Here is an 18,757-nt window from a genome sequence, read left to right as displayed (position 1 = left end):
ACTGCAATTTAATAGCTAATTAAGTCAATATTTTTATTACTATATCATTGATTAGTAGCTCTGTCACTCCCGTTTCTAATCAAAATATGACTGTTGAAAAATGCCATTGCGCTGAAAAATAGCACTCGTTAAAACAAAAAGCCGACAAATCAGAATGATTCACCAGCTTAGTTAATTTCATTAGTTATCCAGCAAGGGCCCGTGATAGCCGCTCAAGTAGGTAGACAACCGGAACCTGCGTAGTTAAATTAATTGTCCGATCAATAATTTTGAACTCTAAATGATAGGAAAAATTAAGATCCGAAAGATTGGCAATCGTATTATCCTCATCATTAGTAATGCTAACAATCTTAGCACCTTGCTCGCGAAAATGCTTGACTTGGTCAATTGTCGGCTGTCCTTCACCACTGACAGATAGGACAATAACCGTTTTATTTTGATAAGAGTCACGACTAAGTTCGATAGGATAATATGGGTCACCGATTGCAAAGGCATTACGGCCATTGTTAACAAATTGGCGTGCGCCATAATCACATAGATCTCCAGAAGTGCCAATTCCGAAAAAGATAAAGTCCTTAGTTTCACGGGCAAATTGCTTAAACTGCTCAATTTTTTCTTCATAATCCGGCAAAAAGTTCGCTGAAAAATAATATTGTGCTTGATACGTAATGTCGTCGACAACCTTATTTCGACTTAACTCTTCCCTAATTTGGCTTTGCAATTCATAGTAATGCTTGTATCCTAAGGCTGTCAGAGTGCGCACAACAGAAGCTGGTGCAACGTGTAAAATCTGTGCCAGTTCGCGTAAGGTAATAGTTATTACCTGTTCTTTGTTAGCCACGATGTAATTGTAAATCTGTGACTGCGTGGCCGTCAGCTTCTTATTTTTGCGCACCTTTACACCTTCAGCTCAATCTTAATTAATCGGTCGCTTTTTGTTCAACTTTTAATTTAGCGCGATCCATGCTCTTAAAGAAACCATAGTAAATTATTGTATCCATGACAATGTTAAACAATTGCATTATACCACCGGAGATGTGACCCGTTGCCAAAATTCCTGATAAAAATGGTGGCGTGGTCCATGGCGGATAAATACCGATTGTCTTAGCTACCCAGCCCATTTTCATAGCAAAATATGTCGCAATGATATTAGCCATTGGTGCCAAAATAAATGGAATAATAATGCGGTAGTTTAAAACAATTGGTACCCCAAAAATAACCGGTTCATTAATGTTAAAAAAGGCTGGAGCAATTGATAGTTTTCCTAATGCCTTCATTTCCTGGTCTTTGGCAACAAAAGTCATCAAAATGACAAAGCCCAAAGTAGCACCACAACCACCGATATGAACAAAGTTATCAAAAAAGGTTTTCGTAATAATGTTAGGTAATGGTTGGTGAGCCTTCATTGCAGCAGCATTAGCAGCAAGTGCCGCATACATAATTGGATCAATGATACCGGAAATTGCGTTGGCACCATGGATACCGAAGAACCACAAGATACAAATAACTAGTTCAATAACTAAAGCACCGCCAAGAGTATTGGTTACCTTGCTCATTGGGTCTTGCAAGAAGAAGGTAATAACGTTAGGGATGCTTTTCATTGGCGTCGCTTCAACACCAATTCTAATTAGCCAAACTACGAATAAGGAAATTGCCCCCGGAAACAGAGCTGCAAAAGAATTGCTGACTGCTGGCGGAACCGTATCCGGCATTTTGAAAACCAGGTTTTTATGCATCAACCAAACATATAGGTCGGTAACAAATAACCCTACTAACAAGGCAGTAAACAGACCTGATGAGTCAAACTGTTTCAACGGGATCAGCAATCCGCCATCTTTACCGACCTGAAGTGGGATGGTCAAAATAAAGGCAGCAATCGCCACAATCATCGCGGAAAAAGGATCAATGTCGCGGTAGCTTTTAGCTAAGCTATAAGAAATCCCGGCAACAGCAATTAAGCCCATAATATTAAACGATGCGTTAGTAACATATTGCACAACATTCGCCCAGTTAGGACCAAAAATATGTGTCATAAAGTCCAGATAGCCTTTGACAGGGAACTGCCCCACAATCATAAAAAGAGAACCAATTATAATCATTGGCACTGCGGCAGTCATCCCGTCACGTAAGGCAACCATGTGCCTAGCACTCGAAATGCGGTTAAAAAAGGGAATTACTTTCTCATTAAGAAAATTCTCCTTATTGTTTTCAGCCATTTTTATCTACTCCTACAAATTAATTTGTGACTGCTAATATTTGCAATCGCTTACATTAAATAATAGCATTTTGTTTCAAAAAGTCAATTAATTTATGAAACATGTTTCAATAGCCAAAAAGAAAAAGTAGGCCTTCTATCATCATTCTCATGGTATCTAGGCCTACTTTTTATTATTAATTTGCCTTATTTTCGTTTAGCATGCGTCTTTGATTGCGCATTGTCCTGCCCATAATAGGCGTTTTGACCATGCTTGCGGTAGTAATGCTTATCCAGCAGATATTGCGGCAAGCGGCTGTTTGCCCGCGTTAACTGCAAGGTGTGGTAATCTTCCTCAGCCACTACTTCTAAGACTTTTGCATTATAAACCGCCTTAGCAGCAGTTTCACCCCAAGTAAACGGACCGTGTTGACTGACCAAACAGCCTGGCGTTGCTTCATAATCGAGGTGGCGCTCTTTGAAGGTACGCACAATCGTCTTGCCAGTGTTGCCCTCATAGTCTTCTTCGATTTCGGCTTTAGTCAGAGCATCAGCGGCCGGGACATCAGTATAGAAGGTATCGGCATGCGTCGTGTTTAGTGCCGGAATATCCAGTTGTGCCGCCGCAAAGGCTACCGCCCATGGTGAATGCGTGTGGACGATTCCGCCAATCTTAGGAAAATGATTGTATAAATAAGTGTGTGTCGGCGTGTCGCTCGACGGGTTGCGGCTGCCTTCCACCACTTCGCCCTTTAAATTAACCACGACCAAATCCTCGGGCGTCAGTTCTTCGTATGGCACACCAGAAGGCTTAATAACGAATAAGCCCTGCTTGCGGTCAATGCCAGAAACATTACCCCAGGTAAAGGTGACTAGATCCAGCTTAGGCAGCTGCATGTTGGCTTCATAGACTTCTTGCTTTAATTGTTCGAGCATCTTTAGCTCCTTTCTTACTTAAATTGCTTCCTGCTCAATCCCTACTTGAGCAAAAATTTGATCGAAAAAGGCTTTGGCAGCCTTGACTTCCTCCACTGCCTGTTCATCGCCATTATCACCAGACCACATCTCAATGGTAAAACTGCCACTATAGTTTAACCGGACAAGCAGCCGCAGCAGACCGGCAAAGTCAACGCAACCCTGGCCAAAGGGCACGTTCTTGAACTGCCCCTTAGAAGTGGCCGTTACCGGTTTACTGTCCTTTAGGTGAATCGCGCAAATGGTGTCAATGTAGTTTTCTAGTTCTGCTGGGACATCGTTTTCCGGCCAGGCGCTTAAATTACCTAAATCAGGGTAAGCCTGCAGCCACGGGCTTTTAACCAAGTCATGGTAGTGACTGATCTTGGCTAGGTTATTAATAAACGGGTCATCCATGGTTTCAATCGATAGCATCACATTCTTTTTAGCTGCTAGGTGCACGCATTTAGTTAGATTTTCAACGTATAATTCGCGCGATAAGGCACTTTTGTCCTCATAATAGACGTCATAGCCAGCCATCTGAATATTGTGAATGCCTAAATCAACGCATAAGTCGACGGCTTTAGCTAGCATCTGCACAGACTTTTGCCGGACAGCAGGATCCTTTGACCCCAGCGGAAAGCGGCGGTGTCCGGACAGCATTAAGTTGTTGATCCGCATCCCCGTTTGCCACATTAAGCTGCGCATGCGGCTGCGTTCCTCGTAACTCCAGTCAAGCCGGGCCAAGCGAGCATCGCTTTCATCAACGGAAAATTCGTAAAAATTAAAGCCCAGTTCATGGGTGAGTTCAAAGGTCTCTCGCCAAGATAGTTCTTGTGGCAGAGCTTTTTCATAAATACCTAGTGAATTAACGGTCATAATTACTATTCAACTCCTTTTTAAGTCGTTTAATCCAGCCCAATTGCCATCAAGCGCCTGCAATAAGGACCTGTACACATGATATTTTTGCTCATATATCTTTGTTGCTGCTTCGCGCGGCTCATAGCGCGCAACTACCCGGGTCATTTTGCTCACTGCCGTCAGAAAATCCGGATAAACACCAGAACCGACGGCACAAGCAATTGCGCCACCTAACCCACCAAGTTCAGTTGCTGCCGTGAGCTCAATCGGTAAATTTAAAACATCCGCAAACATTTGAACCCATTGTTTAGAATTGCAAGCTCCCCCAGACATGCGAATGGCAACTGGTGGATGCCCTAAAACCTTTAACAACTGATCAACGTGATAATGATGGGCAAAACAGATTCCTTCATAAACGGCCCTAATCATTTCTGACTTCGTTGTTGAGCTTTGAATCCCCATAAAGGCACCTTCAGCGTTTGGATCAACGTTACTACCGTATAAAAATGGGAAAAACACCAGCTGTGCATAATTTGCATCAGTGTTTTCGAGCATTGTTTCCAAATAATCATAGATTGATTTGTGATTGGCTTGGGCGTTTTGCCTTTCGTCTGCTAGCAACATTTTCAGCATCAAATCAAGGTTACCAGCGGAAGTTGGACTAGAAGCCTCGATGAGATTTTCACCCGTTGGAAAGATTGAATTCATTAAGCCTGCCGTAATCGGAGCTTGCTGCTTGCTAGGAAAAATGTTCATGTTCCACGTCCCAGCAATCATACTGAATAATTGCTCATCCAACACTCCTGTTGCCAGGGCACAAGCATCAATATCAAACATCCCACCATAAACCGGCGTTTCTTGCCGTAAACCAGTAGCTTGGGCAGCCGCAGCAGTAATTTCACCAGCATAATCAGTTGCATGAATGATTGGTGGCAGTTTAGGATAAATTTCTGGTATTCCAAAAAAGTCTAACAGGTGTAAATCATACGAACCGGTATTCAAATTAACTAGGTTATTACCAGAAGCATCACCCAATTCCTGGTAAATTTTTCCCGTTAATAAATAGCGAATAAAATCTTTATTGGATAAAACATAACCAATCCGTCGATACTTTTCTGGTTGGTTTTCCTTTAACCAGTGCAAAATAACCGGTGCCTGACTAGCCATAACTTGTTGATGGCTAAGCGGATAAATCCGTGCTACTTGCTTATTTAACGCTGCCGCAATCTTTTTAGCACGATTATCCGTTGACAAAATACCGTTCATAAAAATCTTGCCATTTTGGTCAAGCACGTATAATCCCTTACCGTGTCCAACAACAGCTACCGCACTAATTTGCTCGGGCATAATCTGGGCGTTTTGCAAGGCCTTTTGAATGACATGACCAATATCGGTTAACAGCGTAGTTAGAGCAATTTCTTGAAAATCAGGCTGAGGTGTTAGTCTCTTAGTGCCAAATGACGCCTTACCTAGCTGGTGACCTTGTGCATCAATAATGATTGCCTTAGTATTAGTTCCTCCATTATCAATGGTTAAAAAGTAATTCATTTTATTCACCCTATTTAGTACTGATTTGATAAACCGCTACTTCATTAGCTTCGCGGTTGGCGGATAATAAATATTGCTGCTTATTTTTGGCAAAAACGGTCACATTACTTGGTCCTAAGTGCTCACCAATCAGTGTCGCGTCTAACTGAAGATCTTTAATTAATTCAAGGCCCTGCTTTCCTGCACGCCAGCCGAATAAGAAATAATCACGTCCAGCAATTTCTCCACCCCAAATTGCGTGGCCAAACGGTGTTGCAAATTTGCTAGTTGCTACAGAATTAAAATTCGCATCATACATTCGCAAACGCGAGCCATGGAAACCCTCAATTGCCAAATATTCCAGTTGACCATCACCGTTAATATCTGCTGCGGCAATATCTGAAGTTTCTTTTTGTGCTAACTGCTGCAAGTGCCAATCACTCGTTTGGCTGGGATAATCAAGTCTGAAGATACCCTCAGCACCGGTAATTAGTGAATAACCCGCCATGCGGTGATAGCCGTGATTTTTAGTAATTCTAATTGGTAAAGCACGTAAATCCGTCAATTTTGCTTGTTCATCGTCATAAGTGCCAACCCAGACTTTGCCAGGATCTAACCAATCATCAGTAAATTTTTTGGAGTTGGCAATCGAACAGCCAACGTACCAGTAAGCACCACTTTCAGGTTGCGGAATCAGGTCAAAACGGTGAATATACGGAAATTCGCCGATGACAGTTTGGTCCCAGCCTGTCCCGTTAAAGGTCTCCTTCACAATGCGGCAATGCTGGGAGTTGAAACCGGGATAGAACTTTTGTGTAGCTAAAAAATTCAGACTTCCCGGTAGCGGCACTAAAGTCATTGTGCCGCCAACAGTTGACCAAACCGTCGTTTTTTTAAAGTGATTATCCAAATCATAGGCGTAACATGGTTGGTTTTCTTCCGAAGCGACAATGATAAAATCACGGTCTAAAGCTTGCAGACGCATGATTGCATAACAGTGATCCAACTGGTCGCTAAAAATTTTGCTAAATTTCATCTATTTACCTCAAGTAATTAACTTTAAAAAAAGCAATCCCCGGATGAACTTGGAGATTGCTCTGTGAATGCACTAGCAATCAAGCACCTTGACCTAAGAGCTAGAAAAATTTTACTGGTTAACTTGGTTTAACGGTTGATGATCTCGTAAATAAGAAATCAAGTTCTGTGATGCTTCAGCCGCAATCGCAGTCCTTGCTTCTAAAGTTCCGGTTCCAGCGTGTGGGGATAAAACTACATTATCTAAGTCACGCAGTGCTTGCGGAATATTTGGTTCTGTTTCATAAACGTCCAGACCAGCACCAGCAATGTCACCATTTTTAAGAGCTGCAATTAAATCATCCTGTTTAATCAGCTGACCCCGCGCAGCATTGATGATATAAGCCGAGTTTTTCATTTCCTTAAAGACTTCCGCATTAAAAATTCCCGTAGTTGATGGTAGCGCTGGCGCATGCAGCGTAATCACATCTGAATTTTTAACCATTGTGGCAAAATCAACGTACTTAACGTCAAGCTTTGTTTCTAATGCACTATCCAAGCGATGCGCATCATTATAAATTACTTTCATGCCGAATACCTGAGCAAATTTAGCAACTTCAGAGCCAATTCTGCCCATACCATAAACACCTAGTGTTTTACCCTGTAAGCTCATCCCCATATATTTGGGTTCTGAAACATCAATCCAGTTACCTGAGCGCACGACTTTATCATAAAAATGCAAATGACGCACAGTAGCTAATAATAGGGTAAAGGTCATTTCAGCAGTTGGAACCCGGACGCCTTGCGGACAATTAGCGACAACAATCCCTTTTTGTTTAGCATATTCAATATCAATATGATCAAAGCCCACACCGTTAGCGGTAATAATTTTGAGATTGGTTCCCGCATCAATCAATTCACGGTCACCTTTCAGCCCCATAATGAGTAGGCCCTCATATTCAGATAAATGCTCTAACACCCATTCGCGCGTTTCCTTCTCAGGCTCATAGGTTACATCAAAGTTTTTCCTTAATTCGGTAAGTCCTGCCTCGGGAATAATCCCTGTTACCAATACTTTTATTTTGCTCATCTTCTAGCTCCTTTATTTATTTTTAAAAACTGGATCTACACTATCACGCATTGCTTGCACGTTTTGCGGCTTAAAGTAAATGCGGTTGGCATTATTATACATAACGTCTTCTAGTTCTGATTCAGTAAAGATATCCGTTGCTTCTAGCCATGTTGCCAAGTTGTGATAGGAATTGAACGTTGATGACCATGGCGAATCAGTTCCCCAAAAGATTCTTTTAGCACCTAGCACCTTTTTAGCTAAAGCAACATCTTTTTGACAACGTGGAAACGGAAATTCTGTTTCTTTTTCAATATCTTGAATTGCGGAAATCTCGGTGTAGATGTTAGCATACGGCTCCCATTGCTGAAGTGCGTTTTCCAAACGATTTAAATGATCGGCATTCGGAAACGATAGGTGACAGACGACAAAGTCTAATTTGGGGTACCTCTGAGCCAAATTAACAATTGCCTCTGGCTCATAGCTATATTGCGTGTAGTCGCCGTAATCAACGGTTATGACAAAGCCAGGATAATCAGCGAAGAAATGGAAAATTTTTCCCAATTCGGGTGACGTATCCAGACGGAATGGCTTGTGGTAGCCGTGCAGACCTCCACCCTGGCTAATCTCCAACTTAATTGCCCGAAAGCCCAAATCCTCAACATGACGTCTGACAATTTCCATGGCATTATCCGCAAACGGATCGACTGAAAAAGCGGCAATAAACTTATCGGGATATTTTTTAGCAGCCTGGTAAGAATAATAATTTTGAAAACCGTATAAACTGCCCTGAAGCAGCACAGCTTTTTCGACATCATTCTCTTGCATTACCTTCAATGCTGATTCAGCCGTAAAATCATGATCGCCCCAGCCTTCTGGGATCAGGTTTAAGAACATGCCGTTATCCCAAATCGCCTTGCCATTGCCTAAAGGCGTCATTCGGCCCTTGGCAGATAAGCCTGCTACTGACCGAACCAAATGCAAGTGTCCATCAATTCTCTTCATCGTAATTATCTCCTTTTTATTAATAAGTTATCTTTTCATTACTCCCAGAATAGCCAACATTTTTGGCAGCCATGTTGTCTAAGTATTGCCAAATCTGAGGCCGATAGCGCCGCAAGCCGTACAATAAAGCCAAATAAACTAAGATGGCTAAGCCAATATAAAGCGGATTTTGTGATACAAAAGCCGCAAATACTAAAGCATTTAGTGGCCGTGCCATCAAGTTGAAGCTGGTAATCAAAACAATGCCAGCAGGTAAAGCAACACCATAATGTGCTACCGCCCCAGTGTAAAAAGTGCCAAGCCAGCTTGACGCATATAAGCCCAAACTGAACCAAACAATTCCGTTAGCAATTACCTTTAAAATATTACCACGAGTTAAAGCAACGATTGATTCCACCATAAAGGGCAAAGAAATCAAATCCACAATGGGTAATGTTTTATTACCGGGAAGAATGAAGGCAATCACTACCATAATCGGAATTAGAATGACGCCGGCAATAATCGTTGCGGGCTCGCCATAACCAACACCATCATCAACGCCCAAGAACCAGCGCTTTTTACTCGTTGCAGCCACTGCATCTTCCTTTGAAGGCGATGCATTTTTATGCGTATTTTTATCAATTTCATCAGCTAATGGCGTAAAAGCTTTAGAAAAAACGTTAGTAATTAATGGAAAAATGGTCATAACAGCTGACAATTGAACTGCTACCGTTAAGATTTGACCCCAGGCTTGCAATTTGCCCAGACTCGTTAAATTACCCAAAATACCGATTAACAAACCTAATAGCGCTCCTAGGGTCGTTGGTTCGCCGAAAACGCCAAGTTTGTTTTTAAAATATTCCGGCGTCATTTTTACCTTATTGAATCCAAGCAGATTCCACAGTGGATCTAGCAAGATCGCCGGGATAACCTGCTCAATATTATGCAGGGAGGCAACCGAAGCGTTTTTTACACCATAATAATCTGACCAACGATCTGCCTGGATTTCTGCTAAAACTAGTGCGTAAAGCAACATAAAAAATGATAAGCCCAGTGACAACCAAAAATTATGGGTAACGTAATAACACATCGTGCCCCAAATCATAAAACCAAAGTTATTCCACAAATTGGAAGCCATAAATATTTTGGTTACGCCCAAGGCAAACAGTAAAACTTCAGCGATCAACCCAAAAACAAAGAAACTAAGTCCGACCGTTGAGCCGAAGGAAGCAAGTGAGCCGGCTTGCCAGCCAATATCAACAATTGGTAATTTAATGCCGGTAATACTCACCATTTGCCTAATAATCTTAGTGATAGTGGGCGTGAACGCTTGGATTATCCAGCCAAAGCCGGTTAAGCCAACGCCTGCATAAAAAGCGCTCATCATCGCCGTTTTTGGTTTAACTCTTAAACATAATGCAACTATAAAAATCATCAGTGGTACTACAACGCTAGCACCAAAAATTTGAAAAATGCGATTAACAGTTTCTAACACAACCTCATCCCCCTTTTTTAAAAAGGAAATTATTTAACCAACCGTAAATTTGCGGCTGATTTCTGCTGTGATCGGCTATCTTTACCACATTCATGGTAGCCATTCAGCAACATTGATCAGTTGTGATCAATGTTAATCGGTTAACAAATTTACGAGATTTATCCCTTTAAGTCATAAAAAAGTACGCTATACTTGTTATACTTAAGATATAAAGTATTTATTGAGGAATAATTATGGGAAAACTAACAATCAAAGACATTGCTACGATGGCTAATGTTTCAACTGCTACTGTATCAAATTACCTTAATGGCAATTATGATCACATGTCTTTAGAAACGCGTAAAAATCTCAGCCAAATAATTAGTGATACTAAGTTTCGGCCTAACTCTACCGCTCGCAATTTAGCAAAAAACGAAAATAAAACTATTGGCGTTTCCATTGCAGATATTACCAACCCGTTCACTTCACAGGTTTTATCAGGTATTTATGAGCAGTGCGATAATTACCGCTACCGTGTCCTATTCACTAATGCTGGTAATAGTGAGCAAAAAGAAATTGATAATATTACACGTTTACAAAATGAAGGTGTTGCCGGAATTATTGTTGATCCGGTTAATCCTGATAGCCCTATTTATGAATCCTTATCAAACCAAAATACAGTAATGGTTGACCGCCAGTCTAATAAATTAATTATTGATACCGTGGCAACAGATAATATGACATCAGTTCAAAATTTGGTTGAACAGATGAAAAACAAAGATTATGACAACCTTTATTTTGTCACTTGGCCGTTCCAAAATATCAGTACTAGAACCCAGCGCTACGAAGGATTTATCAGGGCGACAAATTATTCAACTCTAAACCATTTGATTGCCGTGCCTCATCACGGTAAAGAAATTGAATATCAGCAATTCACGCAAAATATCAGTTCAATCATGCAGCGCAATAATACCAGCAAGATTGGTTTCTTTTGTATGAATGCTCGCGTACTTTTACGTCTACTTCAGGCAATGCAGCAACTCGGTTATTCCTACCCTCAAGACTATGGTGTAGCAACTTATGAAGAATTTGACTGGATGCAAGTAATGACACCAGCAATTAGCTGCATCCACCAAGATTCATATTCCATTGGTAAAGTTGCTATGCACATTCTTAAGCAAAAGCTTGAACATAAGCTGCTGCGTCAGCCCACTTTAAAATTGATTCCGACTCAGCAAATTTTGCGTGCCAGTTTTTAATCAGCTCCTTTACAGTGATTTGTTGTTTATTTTTTGTTAACCGGTTAACAAAGTTTATAGTTCATATTGTATGCGCTTCCCAATAGTTGTCAAGGCTTTTTTTGCTTTTCCTTTTCAATGTTTACCCACTAAAGGGGTGACTGAGAAGACCACCGCAAGTTACTAAAAAATTATTTTTGGCTCCTTGGTATTACCCAAGATGCGCGTAAATTTTTGTTTGAAATCTAATAAAGCCAATAAAAAAGCGATCCATATGTGGATCGCCCCTCTCGTCTAGTAAACCTCTTATCAGCCACTTCATTGAATTAACATATAGGCGGTGTTAACAAATAGTGGCAGTTATTTTCAATATTACCTCTTATTTTTCAAAGTACATATTGCCTGAAGCCCAGATAATATAAACAAGAAAAATAACACAAACTATTAGAGTCAAAATTGTTCCTAAAAACAAGCTTATAAAGAAATTAACATAGTGACGCTGAAAGAATTCTGTCAACAAATCCATTAAAGTCAGCGAATGACAGCCTAAAGCACCGATGCTTAAATCCATTAGCTTAAACCACGGTAAGATTAAAACTATTACGAATTCGCATAGCGCAATCCACCGTATAATTTTATAAGCATGTGGTGTTAACAGATGCTCAGCGATAGTAGTTTTATATTTAATCATTATATTACTAAACTCCATTCTTTATCTCGTCACAATCTAATTTTAAGTATTCCTTCCTGCTTTAACAGCACTACTTTACCTTTTCGTAAAATATAGTTTGTCCACTTTCCAGTAGATGTTATTTTCTTTTTTCATATCAACTCCTATTGCTTTTTTCTTGATTTCTGTTCCATACCAATAAATATTCTGAGTTCCGCCCTGGTAATCAGAGGTATTTTGGCAAGAATCATTCTTATTAAGATGAACTAAGAAAGTATAAATCTTTTTGTCTTTAGATACCGCTCTCATCTTTTTAATATCATGATTTTTGATCATCGCGTTAACTTGATAGTCTAACTCATAGGAAATATATAATTCCGAGTGAAAAAAATACCAGAGATAGCTTACTAGTAAAGCAATTAATACCGATAAAATATAAGTGAATTTATGCCCTTTATTCATATGGATCACCACCAATTTAGCAAAAAAAGTTTCAAAGTCTAAACAACTTTGAAACTCATTATACTATTCGATTGCGCTTCCCCAAAGTTTAGCTAAAAGCTTACACAATGAGGATCGTTTTAAACTTTTTTGGTTTAAAATCATGCCAGTTCACTATTGATTAATCAGCACTCGCCGAGATAATCTCTTGAGCAATTTCTTCAGGATATTCCCACTGGATGTAATGAAATGTACCTAACGGAATGATCTTAGTATTCTGATTATTGTATTCTGAACGCTCATATTCTTTTTGCCGGTATGCCTCCGTAAAAATAGTCACGGGTACTTTACCATCCAGTTTTTTACTTGACTGCCAAAAGCCATCTTCTTCTATCGCACTAGCAAGCTCTTGTTCTGATTGCTCATCGAAACGAGCCTCATTTGCCAATGTTGTTTGCCAAAAATCATTTGCTTTTCGGTCAGAAAACAATGCAAAAATTTTATCATGAATAAATTGATCAGTATCAGCGGTTTCTTTATCATGATCTAGATAACTTTTTTCTTTTGGCGGATCTAATATTATTTCCCTCGTCGTCGGTTCAATAAAGATAAGAGCGTGTAAATTCTTAATCTTAGCTTGCATTTGAAACGCATAAACACCACCCACACTGTGCGCCACGATAATTACTTTTGCGGCATTAAAACCATTAATTATTGCGGCCAATTCGTCTGCTTCCGTTGTGAGTGAATATTGTGCATTTGATTTTCCGCTAAAGCCCGTATTCAGATAGTCGGGGGCAAAAATGCCATATTCTTTAGGCAATCTAGCAATTACTTTAGCAAAATTTTGCTCGGTATCCATAGTACCAAAAACATTAAGAAAAACAATTAGTGGCTTGCCTTCTTTACCAGCATATGCGATTTGGCCCAATTTCGTAGCGTAATACTTTTTATCCATTATTATTTTCTCCGTATCAACTTGAAGGCTATAGTAGCCTGACATTAGCAAAGTAATCAGATTATTTATGCTTATGACTAATTTTTACCTAGTACTTTCAAATGACAATCAATGATATTTAAGCTAAGCACAGCGATTGCCAATACTATTTCTCATTTTTCTGTCATTAATCAAAGATGATATTGATTATACATTAAGCGGATCTAATTATAAATATATATTGATACCGATATCGTTGATATAGTTAAATATCAAGCCAGCTAAATTAGAAATCCTAGATTAAAATTTATAAAAGAAAAAAGTGTACTTACCGTTACTAATACCAGACCCTAAAAAAGAAAGATTAGGGAATCAGATTATACTAAGGCGCTTTTTTAATAAAGTCAGTTATTCGTTTTAGTAAATTAACTGCCAGAAGACAAGATAGCTGCTTGAGCAATTTCTTCAGGATATTCCCACTGAATATAATGAAATGTACCTAACGGGATAATTTTAGCTTTGCGATTATTGTATTCTGAACGTTCGTATTCTTTTTGGCGGTATGCCTCCGTAAAAATAAATACCGGAATGTCATCGTTCATTCGCATAGTTGACTGCCAGAAATGGTCGTTTTTCATCGCACTAATGGCATTTTGGCTTGCTTGGTCATCAAACTGATCTGCATTCTTTTCTGTAGTTTGCCAAAAAGCCATTGCTTCTTGTTCAGAAAATAAGCTAAAAATTTTGTCATGAATAAACTGTTCTGCATTGCGTTCTTGTTTTTCCTGGTCAAGATAGCCCTGCTCTCTTGGCGGATTTAATATTATTTCCCTCGTCGTCGGTTCAATCAAAATTAGGGCACGCAGATTTTTTACTTTTGCTTGCATTTGAAAAGCATAAACGCCGCCAATACTGTGCGCCACGATGATTACTTTTGCGGCATTAAAACTATTAATCATTTTGGCTAGTTCATCTGCTTCTGCTGTGATTGTGTAAGACACAGTTGATTTGCCGCTAAAGCCGGTATTCAAATAATCAGGTGCAAATATGCCATCTTCTGCGGGCAACTCGTCGATTACTTTGCTAAAACTCTGCGCAGTATCAAAGCTGCCAAAACTATTGAGAAAAACAATTAGTGGCTTGCCTGCTCTACCGGAATATGCAATTTGACCCAACTTCGTAGCGTAATACTTTTTATCCATTTATAATATTTACTTTCCTTGCACCAATTTTAAAACCGCACTGACTGCTGTTGAAGCAATTGCACCAACAATCATCCAGCCAAGAAAGTTACGCGGCCGATTATACGTTATTATTGGTCCCATGCTCCATAATTGATGTTTAACAATTGCCACAGCAAATGTACCAATTACTAAAATCCATAAAACAATTGCCAGTATTTCCATTATTTTTTGCACTAATCTCATAACTTTCTCCTATCAAAATTTCAAAAATAAATTAACATAAATATATTCTAACAATGAGATTTATTGAATTATAGTTAGATTATTAACTTTTTAAAATTATTTTAAATAGTTTTAGCAATCCTCTGTTAAGTTTACTTTCTATAGGATTATATCTGTCAGCTTTACCAGATCTGTACTCGTTTAGCGGGTTCAAGCCACATACCATCAGTTGGGTTAACATCATAAGCCCGGTAGAATTCGTCTTGGCACTGCACTTGAACATTTACCCTAGCTTGAGGCAAAGCATGAACATCAATTGAAGTAAGCAACTGTAAAAATTCAGTAGTTGAATTGGTCTCCCAAATCCGAGCATAGCTATTAAACAAAGTGGCTGCATCGCCACCATCCTTCTTATTGGCCTCAAGTGCGACAGTCAACCCACCTTGATCGCCAATATTTTCAGAAACACACAATTTGCCGTTTAATTTTACTGAACCAACTTCTACCCCATCAAACAAAGCAATTTCTGCTTTAACCCGCTGATTAAATTCAGCGAAGTCCTTATCTGTCCACCAATTTTTCATATTGCCCAGTTCATCAAACTGAGCACCATTATTGTCAAAAGCATGGGAAATTTCATGGCCAATCACCGTGCCGAAACCGCCATAATTAGCAGCGCGGTCCTGATCTAAACTATAAAAAGGCTTTTGCAAAATGATTGCCGGTAAAGTGACATCGTTATTTTGCGGATCGTAACAAGCATTGGCATCAATTGCCGACATGGTCCAGATAGAATGATCAACTGGCTGACTTATCTTGCTAAAATTAGCTTTAATTTTAACACGCTGATTGTCCCTGACATTCGAGTAAAAAGTACCACCGGCTTGCGTAGGAACCACCTTAAATTGATCATAAAATTTCTGGATATGCTCTGGATAACCAATTTTTAGTTTTAAAGTAGCCAGCTTCTTGATTGCCTTTTCTTTAGTCACAGATGACAACCAGGAATTATTATGCAGCCTTTCTTGATAGACTTCGACCATATTTTCAACCATTTCAGTTGCAATTGTCTTAGCCTTTTCGCCCAAGTATTTCTGGCCATAATATTGCCCAATCACATCTCCAAACAATTTAGTCGTTTGATCGTAAACAAATTGTTTATCTACGGGCAATTCATTAATGCCCCACATTGCTTTTCTAAGCGGTAACGTGGCAGCTCTAAAGGCGCGTGACAAATAGGTAGCACTATAATTAATAAACTGTGAAATCAGCCACCCCTTTAGCTCGGCAAAATGTTTGTCATTGAATAGATTATCAAAACTGTCCAGGTATTTTGGTTCACTTACAATCACAAATTTAGTCTGTTCAAGCCCCATCTCTTCTAACAGTCCGGCTAAATTAAGGTTCTGACTCTTTTTTGTAAATTCTGCAACACTCATTGGATGATAAGTGTTTTCAATCTGGGCGTTATCTTGGGCAGACTGGTAGACCTTTGCAAGCCGCCGATCTAGTTTTACACTATCACTTGCATATTGTTGTGCCTTATTTTCTTCGATCCCCGCCATTGTCAGCAAATTTGTAGTCTGTCTTTGCCAAGTTGCAAGCAATTCATCCGTCCGTTTTCCATCATAATAACTGGTATCATTTAAAATTAGAGTATGTCGATTAAACGTGACAACATTTAATTGCGCGTCCTTAAAATCGGGCATAACTTCAAAACCAAAAGGCAAATTACCATCTAGTAGTAGTCGCGACAGGTTTTGATTAATATCATCAATACTAGTTAAACCTTCCAAAAAAGCTAGATCAGCTTTAATTGGAGCTGCACCATCTTCTTCTCTTTTGGCAAAGTCTTTAACAATACGATAAAATTCAATGGCTTTGTCAAAGTTCCTAACTGCCGGAATTGTTTTTTGGCCATCGGCAAATTCTTCAAAATCTTGCATTAGCCGCTCACGCGTCTTTTTAGCAATTTCATCAAAACTATTTATCCACGGCTCGCCCTGGGGAATTGGATTGTCTTTCATCCATTGTGAATTAACAGCAAGATAAAAGTTATCTTGTAGCCGGACATTAGGATCGGCTTTAGTCGAATTACCAGCGCCACCGCGCACATTAAAATTAATCATTTATTTTCTCCTTTTCACTAACTTCTAAATATGCTTTTAAGTATATAAGCAATTTAGCAAATTCTCATAAAAAGTCGTATTCGACTTTTTATGGAAAAACCGTGCTCTGATTAGTAGAAAAAAATGACTAATATGATTAAAAATTGTCATGTTAGCCATTTTTTATTTAAATTTATTTTTTCTGCTATACTAAATATTTACAAGCATATAAGGAATACACAATTTCATTAAAATAAAAATTAGCGGGTATCATTGCTATTGTCAAAACTGTTATCTTTTTCTTTTAAGGTATAAAAGCATGATAAATTGGATAAGATCGCATAGAAATAACCTATTTTATGGTTACGTTGTAATAGAATTATTAGGATATATCTTTTTTGCAACCAATATTATTAATTGTAATATTCAACAATACTTTTTCCGCCATTTACCAATTTGGTTAAATTTGGTATTAATTATTATTCAAATTTTGATTTTAATTTATTTATGGCCCAAAAAAGCAGAATAATTTTGACCACCAAAATCATTGGTGGTTTTTTCTTTTTAAGTGCATTGTTACGTGTAAGTATTCTGACCATCAATTATTGGTCATTTAAGCTGACTTCTTGAATTAATTTATTCTTCTTTTCTATGACTTAACTATATTTTCGTTATAATAAAGAAAATATGGCTCATTTAGCAAGCAAAAGTTAGAAGGAATAATCATGACAACAGGAGAATTATTAAAAGACTACCGGATTAGTCAGTGTAAAACACAAAAGCAATGGGCTGGTGACGTGATCAGTGCCTCTTTTTATGCGAAAGTTGAAAAAAATCTAAGCCGAATTTCTGCCGATGACTTAATTGAATTACTACATTTCAATCAAATTCCCCTAATCGATTTTTTTAGCAAGTTACGTCCAAAAGATAAATTGATTCATCAACAAGAATTGGAAATAGATCGGCTCATAAATGAAGCTTATTACCAAAATTCTAAAAAAGAATTACAGCAAATACGAGATGTAGTTGCAGAAAGTAAATTGCCAAATAAAAGCGATGAATTACTGCTGATTGATGCCTATATTGCGGTAATTAGTAAAGATCCCACGATGTTGGGTAAAGAAGCCATAAATAAAATAAAAGAGAAAGTTTTTAATATTTCTAATTTCGACGAAGATGGTTTGATTCTATATTGTAATTTTATGAGTTTCTATGATTTGAATAGTAATTTATTGCTGTCTAAAAAAATAATTAAACAGTGCATTGGAACCAGTAGTGTTAAAATACAAGGAAAAATTTTAGCCATTATTATTAATATGTTGATTTTTTGTATTAGAAATAAACGCTTTGAAGAAGCTGACGTATTTGTCAATTATGCAGATCAAATAAAAACAACGCCAGCAATTTTCTTTTATAAGATGCTAGTACCAGCATTTTATAATATTGTTAAATATCAGAATACATATAATAAAAAGTACCTAGATGAAACAGAAATAATAATTAAAAGTATCAAACTAGCGGGCATGCCAGATTACAGTAAAGAATTAGAAGAACTTTTAATTGCAAATGAATAAACTAAAAATGTCATATTTGGTTTTTGAGAATCAAATATGACATTTTTAGTATTTTAATTTAATTATTAATATACTGAAAATATAAATTAGTAGGAGAAATATAAATGTTTAAATTATTACGCGAGTTAATATTACTTGTTTCTAAGTATTGTTGAGATAATTTTATGTAAGATGTTTGGCACACTTAATTAAAGGAGGTGATTATAACGAAATTAATGTTTAAAGCTTAATCAACAACTTAAGGTTAGTAATTATTATAATCATGACTATATAATCTGTTTATTAAATTTAGAAGGAGTAAATAAT

General features: G+C 38.2%; 17 protein-coding genes. 2 read left to right on the top strand and 15 right to left on the bottom strand.

What is annotated here, in order from left to right:
* Positions 1 to 184 precede the first annotated feature (184 nt).
* The 9 genes from GYM71_RS00325 to GYM71_RS00285 form a co-directional block, all read right to left on the bottom strand.
* A complete protein-coding gene (locus GYM71_RS00325; RefSeq protein ID WP_220220468.1) occupies positions 185 to 895 on the bottom strand; it encodes a MurR/RpiR family transcriptional regulator in 711 nt (236 codons plus the stop codon).
* A 25-nt stretch (positions 896 to 920) separates the two neighbouring features.
* On the bottom strand, positions 921 to 2,216 hold the full coding sequence (gene celB, locus GYM71_RS00320) for a PTS cellobiose transporter subunit IIC (protein WP_220220467.1): 1,296 nt from the start codon (positions 2,214 to 2,216) through the stop codon (positions 921 to 923).
* A 185-nt stretch (positions 2,217 to 2,401) separates the two neighbouring features.
* Positions 2,402 to 3,130 (bottom strand): L-ribulose-5-phosphate 4-epimerase, encoded by a 729-nt coding sequence (locus GYM71_RS00315; protein ID WP_220220466.1) that lies wholly within the window; start codon positions 3,128 to 3,130, stop codon positions 2,402 to 2,404.
* Between the two features lie 18 nt (positions 3,131 to 3,148).
* A complete protein-coding gene (locus GYM71_RS00310) occupies positions 3,149 to 4,027 on the bottom strand; it encodes an L-ribulose-5-phosphate 3-epimerase (protein ID WP_220220465.1) in 879 nt (292 codons plus the stop codon).
* 9 nt (positions 4,028 to 4,036) lie between these two features.
* Positions 4,037 to 5,557 carry an FGGY-family carbohydrate kinase gene (locus GYM71_RS00305; RefSeq protein WP_220220464.1) on the bottom strand — a complete coding sequence of 507 codons (1,521 nt, stop codon included), beginning with the start codon at positions 5,555 to 5,557 and terminating at the stop codon, positions 4,037 to 4,039.
* 10 nt (positions 5,558 to 5,567) lie between these two features.
* A complete protein-coding gene (locus tag GYM71_RS00300; RefSeq protein WP_220220463.1) occupies positions 5,568 to 6,572 on the bottom strand; it encodes a hypothetical protein in 1,005 nt (334 codons plus the stop codon).
* A gap of 111 nt (positions 6,573 to 6,683) precedes the next feature.
* Positions 6,684 to 7,640 (bottom strand): NAD(P)-dependent oxidoreductase, encoded by a 957-nt coding sequence (locus tag GYM71_RS00295; protein WP_220220462.1) that lies wholly within the window; start codon positions 7,638 to 7,640, stop codon positions 6,684 to 6,686.
* 12 nt (positions 7,641 to 7,652) lie between these two features.
* The gene (locus GYM71_RS00290) at positions 7,653 to 8,624 is read right to left on the bottom strand and encodes an amidohydrolase family protein (protein WP_220220461.1); all 972 of its coding nucleotides are present in this window, start codon (positions 8,622 to 8,624) and stop codon (positions 7,653 to 7,655) included.
* Positions 8,625 to 8,643: 19 nt separating this feature from the next.
* Positions 8,644 to 10,098, bottom strand: a complete 1,455-nt coding sequence (locus tag GYM71_RS00285; protein ID WP_220220460.1) for a PTS galactitol transporter subunit IIC — start codon at positions 10,096 to 10,098, stop codon at positions 8,644 to 8,646.
* Between the two features lie 233 nt (positions 10,099 to 10,331).
* Between GYM71_RS00285 and GYM71_RS00280 the strand changes: the two genes are divergently transcribed.
* On the top strand, positions 10,332 to 11,336 hold the full coding sequence (locus GYM71_RS00280) for a LacI family DNA-binding transcriptional regulator (RefSeq protein ID WP_220220459.1): 1,005 nt from the start codon (positions 10,332 to 10,334) through the stop codon (positions 11,334 to 11,336).
* 358 nt (positions 11,337 to 11,694) lie between these two features.
* Here the strand turns inward: GYM71_RS00280 and GYM71_RS00275 are convergent, their stop codons facing one another.
* From GYM71_RS00275 to GYM71_RS00250, 6 genes are all read right to left on the bottom strand, one after another.
* Positions 11,695 to 12,006: a hypothetical protein gene (locus GYM71_RS00275; RefSeq protein WP_220220458.1), complete on the bottom strand. Its 312-nt coding sequence runs from the start codon at positions 12,004 to 12,006 to the stop codon at positions 11,695 to 11,697.
* A gap of 75 nt (positions 12,007 to 12,081) precedes the next feature.
* Positions 12,082 to 12,447: a hypothetical protein gene (locus GYM71_RS00270; RefSeq protein ID WP_220220457.1), complete on the bottom strand. Its 366-nt coding sequence runs from the start codon at positions 12,445 to 12,447 to the stop codon at positions 12,082 to 12,084.
* Positions 12,448 to 12,607: 160 nt separating this feature from the next.
* On the bottom strand, positions 12,608 to 13,384 hold the full coding sequence (locus GYM71_RS00265; RefSeq protein ID WP_220220456.1) for an alpha/beta fold hydrolase: 777 nt from the start codon (positions 13,382 to 13,384) through the stop codon (positions 12,608 to 12,610).
* A gap of 404 nt (positions 13,385 to 13,788) precedes the next feature.
* Positions 13,789 to 14,565 carry an alpha/beta hydrolase gene (locus GYM71_RS00260; RefSeq protein ID WP_220220455.1) on the bottom strand — a complete coding sequence of 259 codons (777 nt, stop codon included), beginning with the start codon at positions 14,563 to 14,565 and terminating at the stop codon, positions 13,789 to 13,791.
* 9 nt (positions 14,566 to 14,574) lie between these two features.
* Positions 14,575 to 14,790, bottom strand: coding sequence for a hypothetical protein (locus GYM71_RS00255; RefSeq protein ID WP_220220454.1), 216 nt, complete (start codon positions 14,788 to 14,790; stop codon positions 14,575 to 14,577).
* A 161-nt stretch (positions 14,791 to 14,951) separates the two neighbouring features.
* Entirely contained in the window at positions 14,952 to 16,898 is a 1,947-nt protein-coding gene (locus GYM71_RS00250; protein WP_220220453.1) for a M13 family metallopeptidase, read from the bottom strand.
* Between the two features lie 704 nt (positions 16,899 to 17,602).
* Here GYM71_RS00250 and GYM71_RS00245 point away from each other — a divergent pair.
* Positions 17,603 to 18,451: an Rgg family transcriptional regulator gene (locus tag GYM71_RS00245; RefSeq protein ID WP_220220452.1), complete on the top strand. Its 849-nt coding sequence runs from the start codon at positions 17,603 to 17,605 to the stop codon at positions 18,449 to 18,451.
* Positions 18,452 to 18,757 lie beyond the last annotated feature (306 nt).

Origin of the sequence: Lactobacillus panisapium, from assembly GCF_019469265.1 — a bacterium.
Classification (GTDB): Bacteria; Bacillota; Bacilli; order Lactobacillales; family Lactobacillaceae; genus Lactobacillus; species Lactobacillus panisapium.
This window is presented reverse-complemented; position numbering and strand designations above follow the sequence as displayed.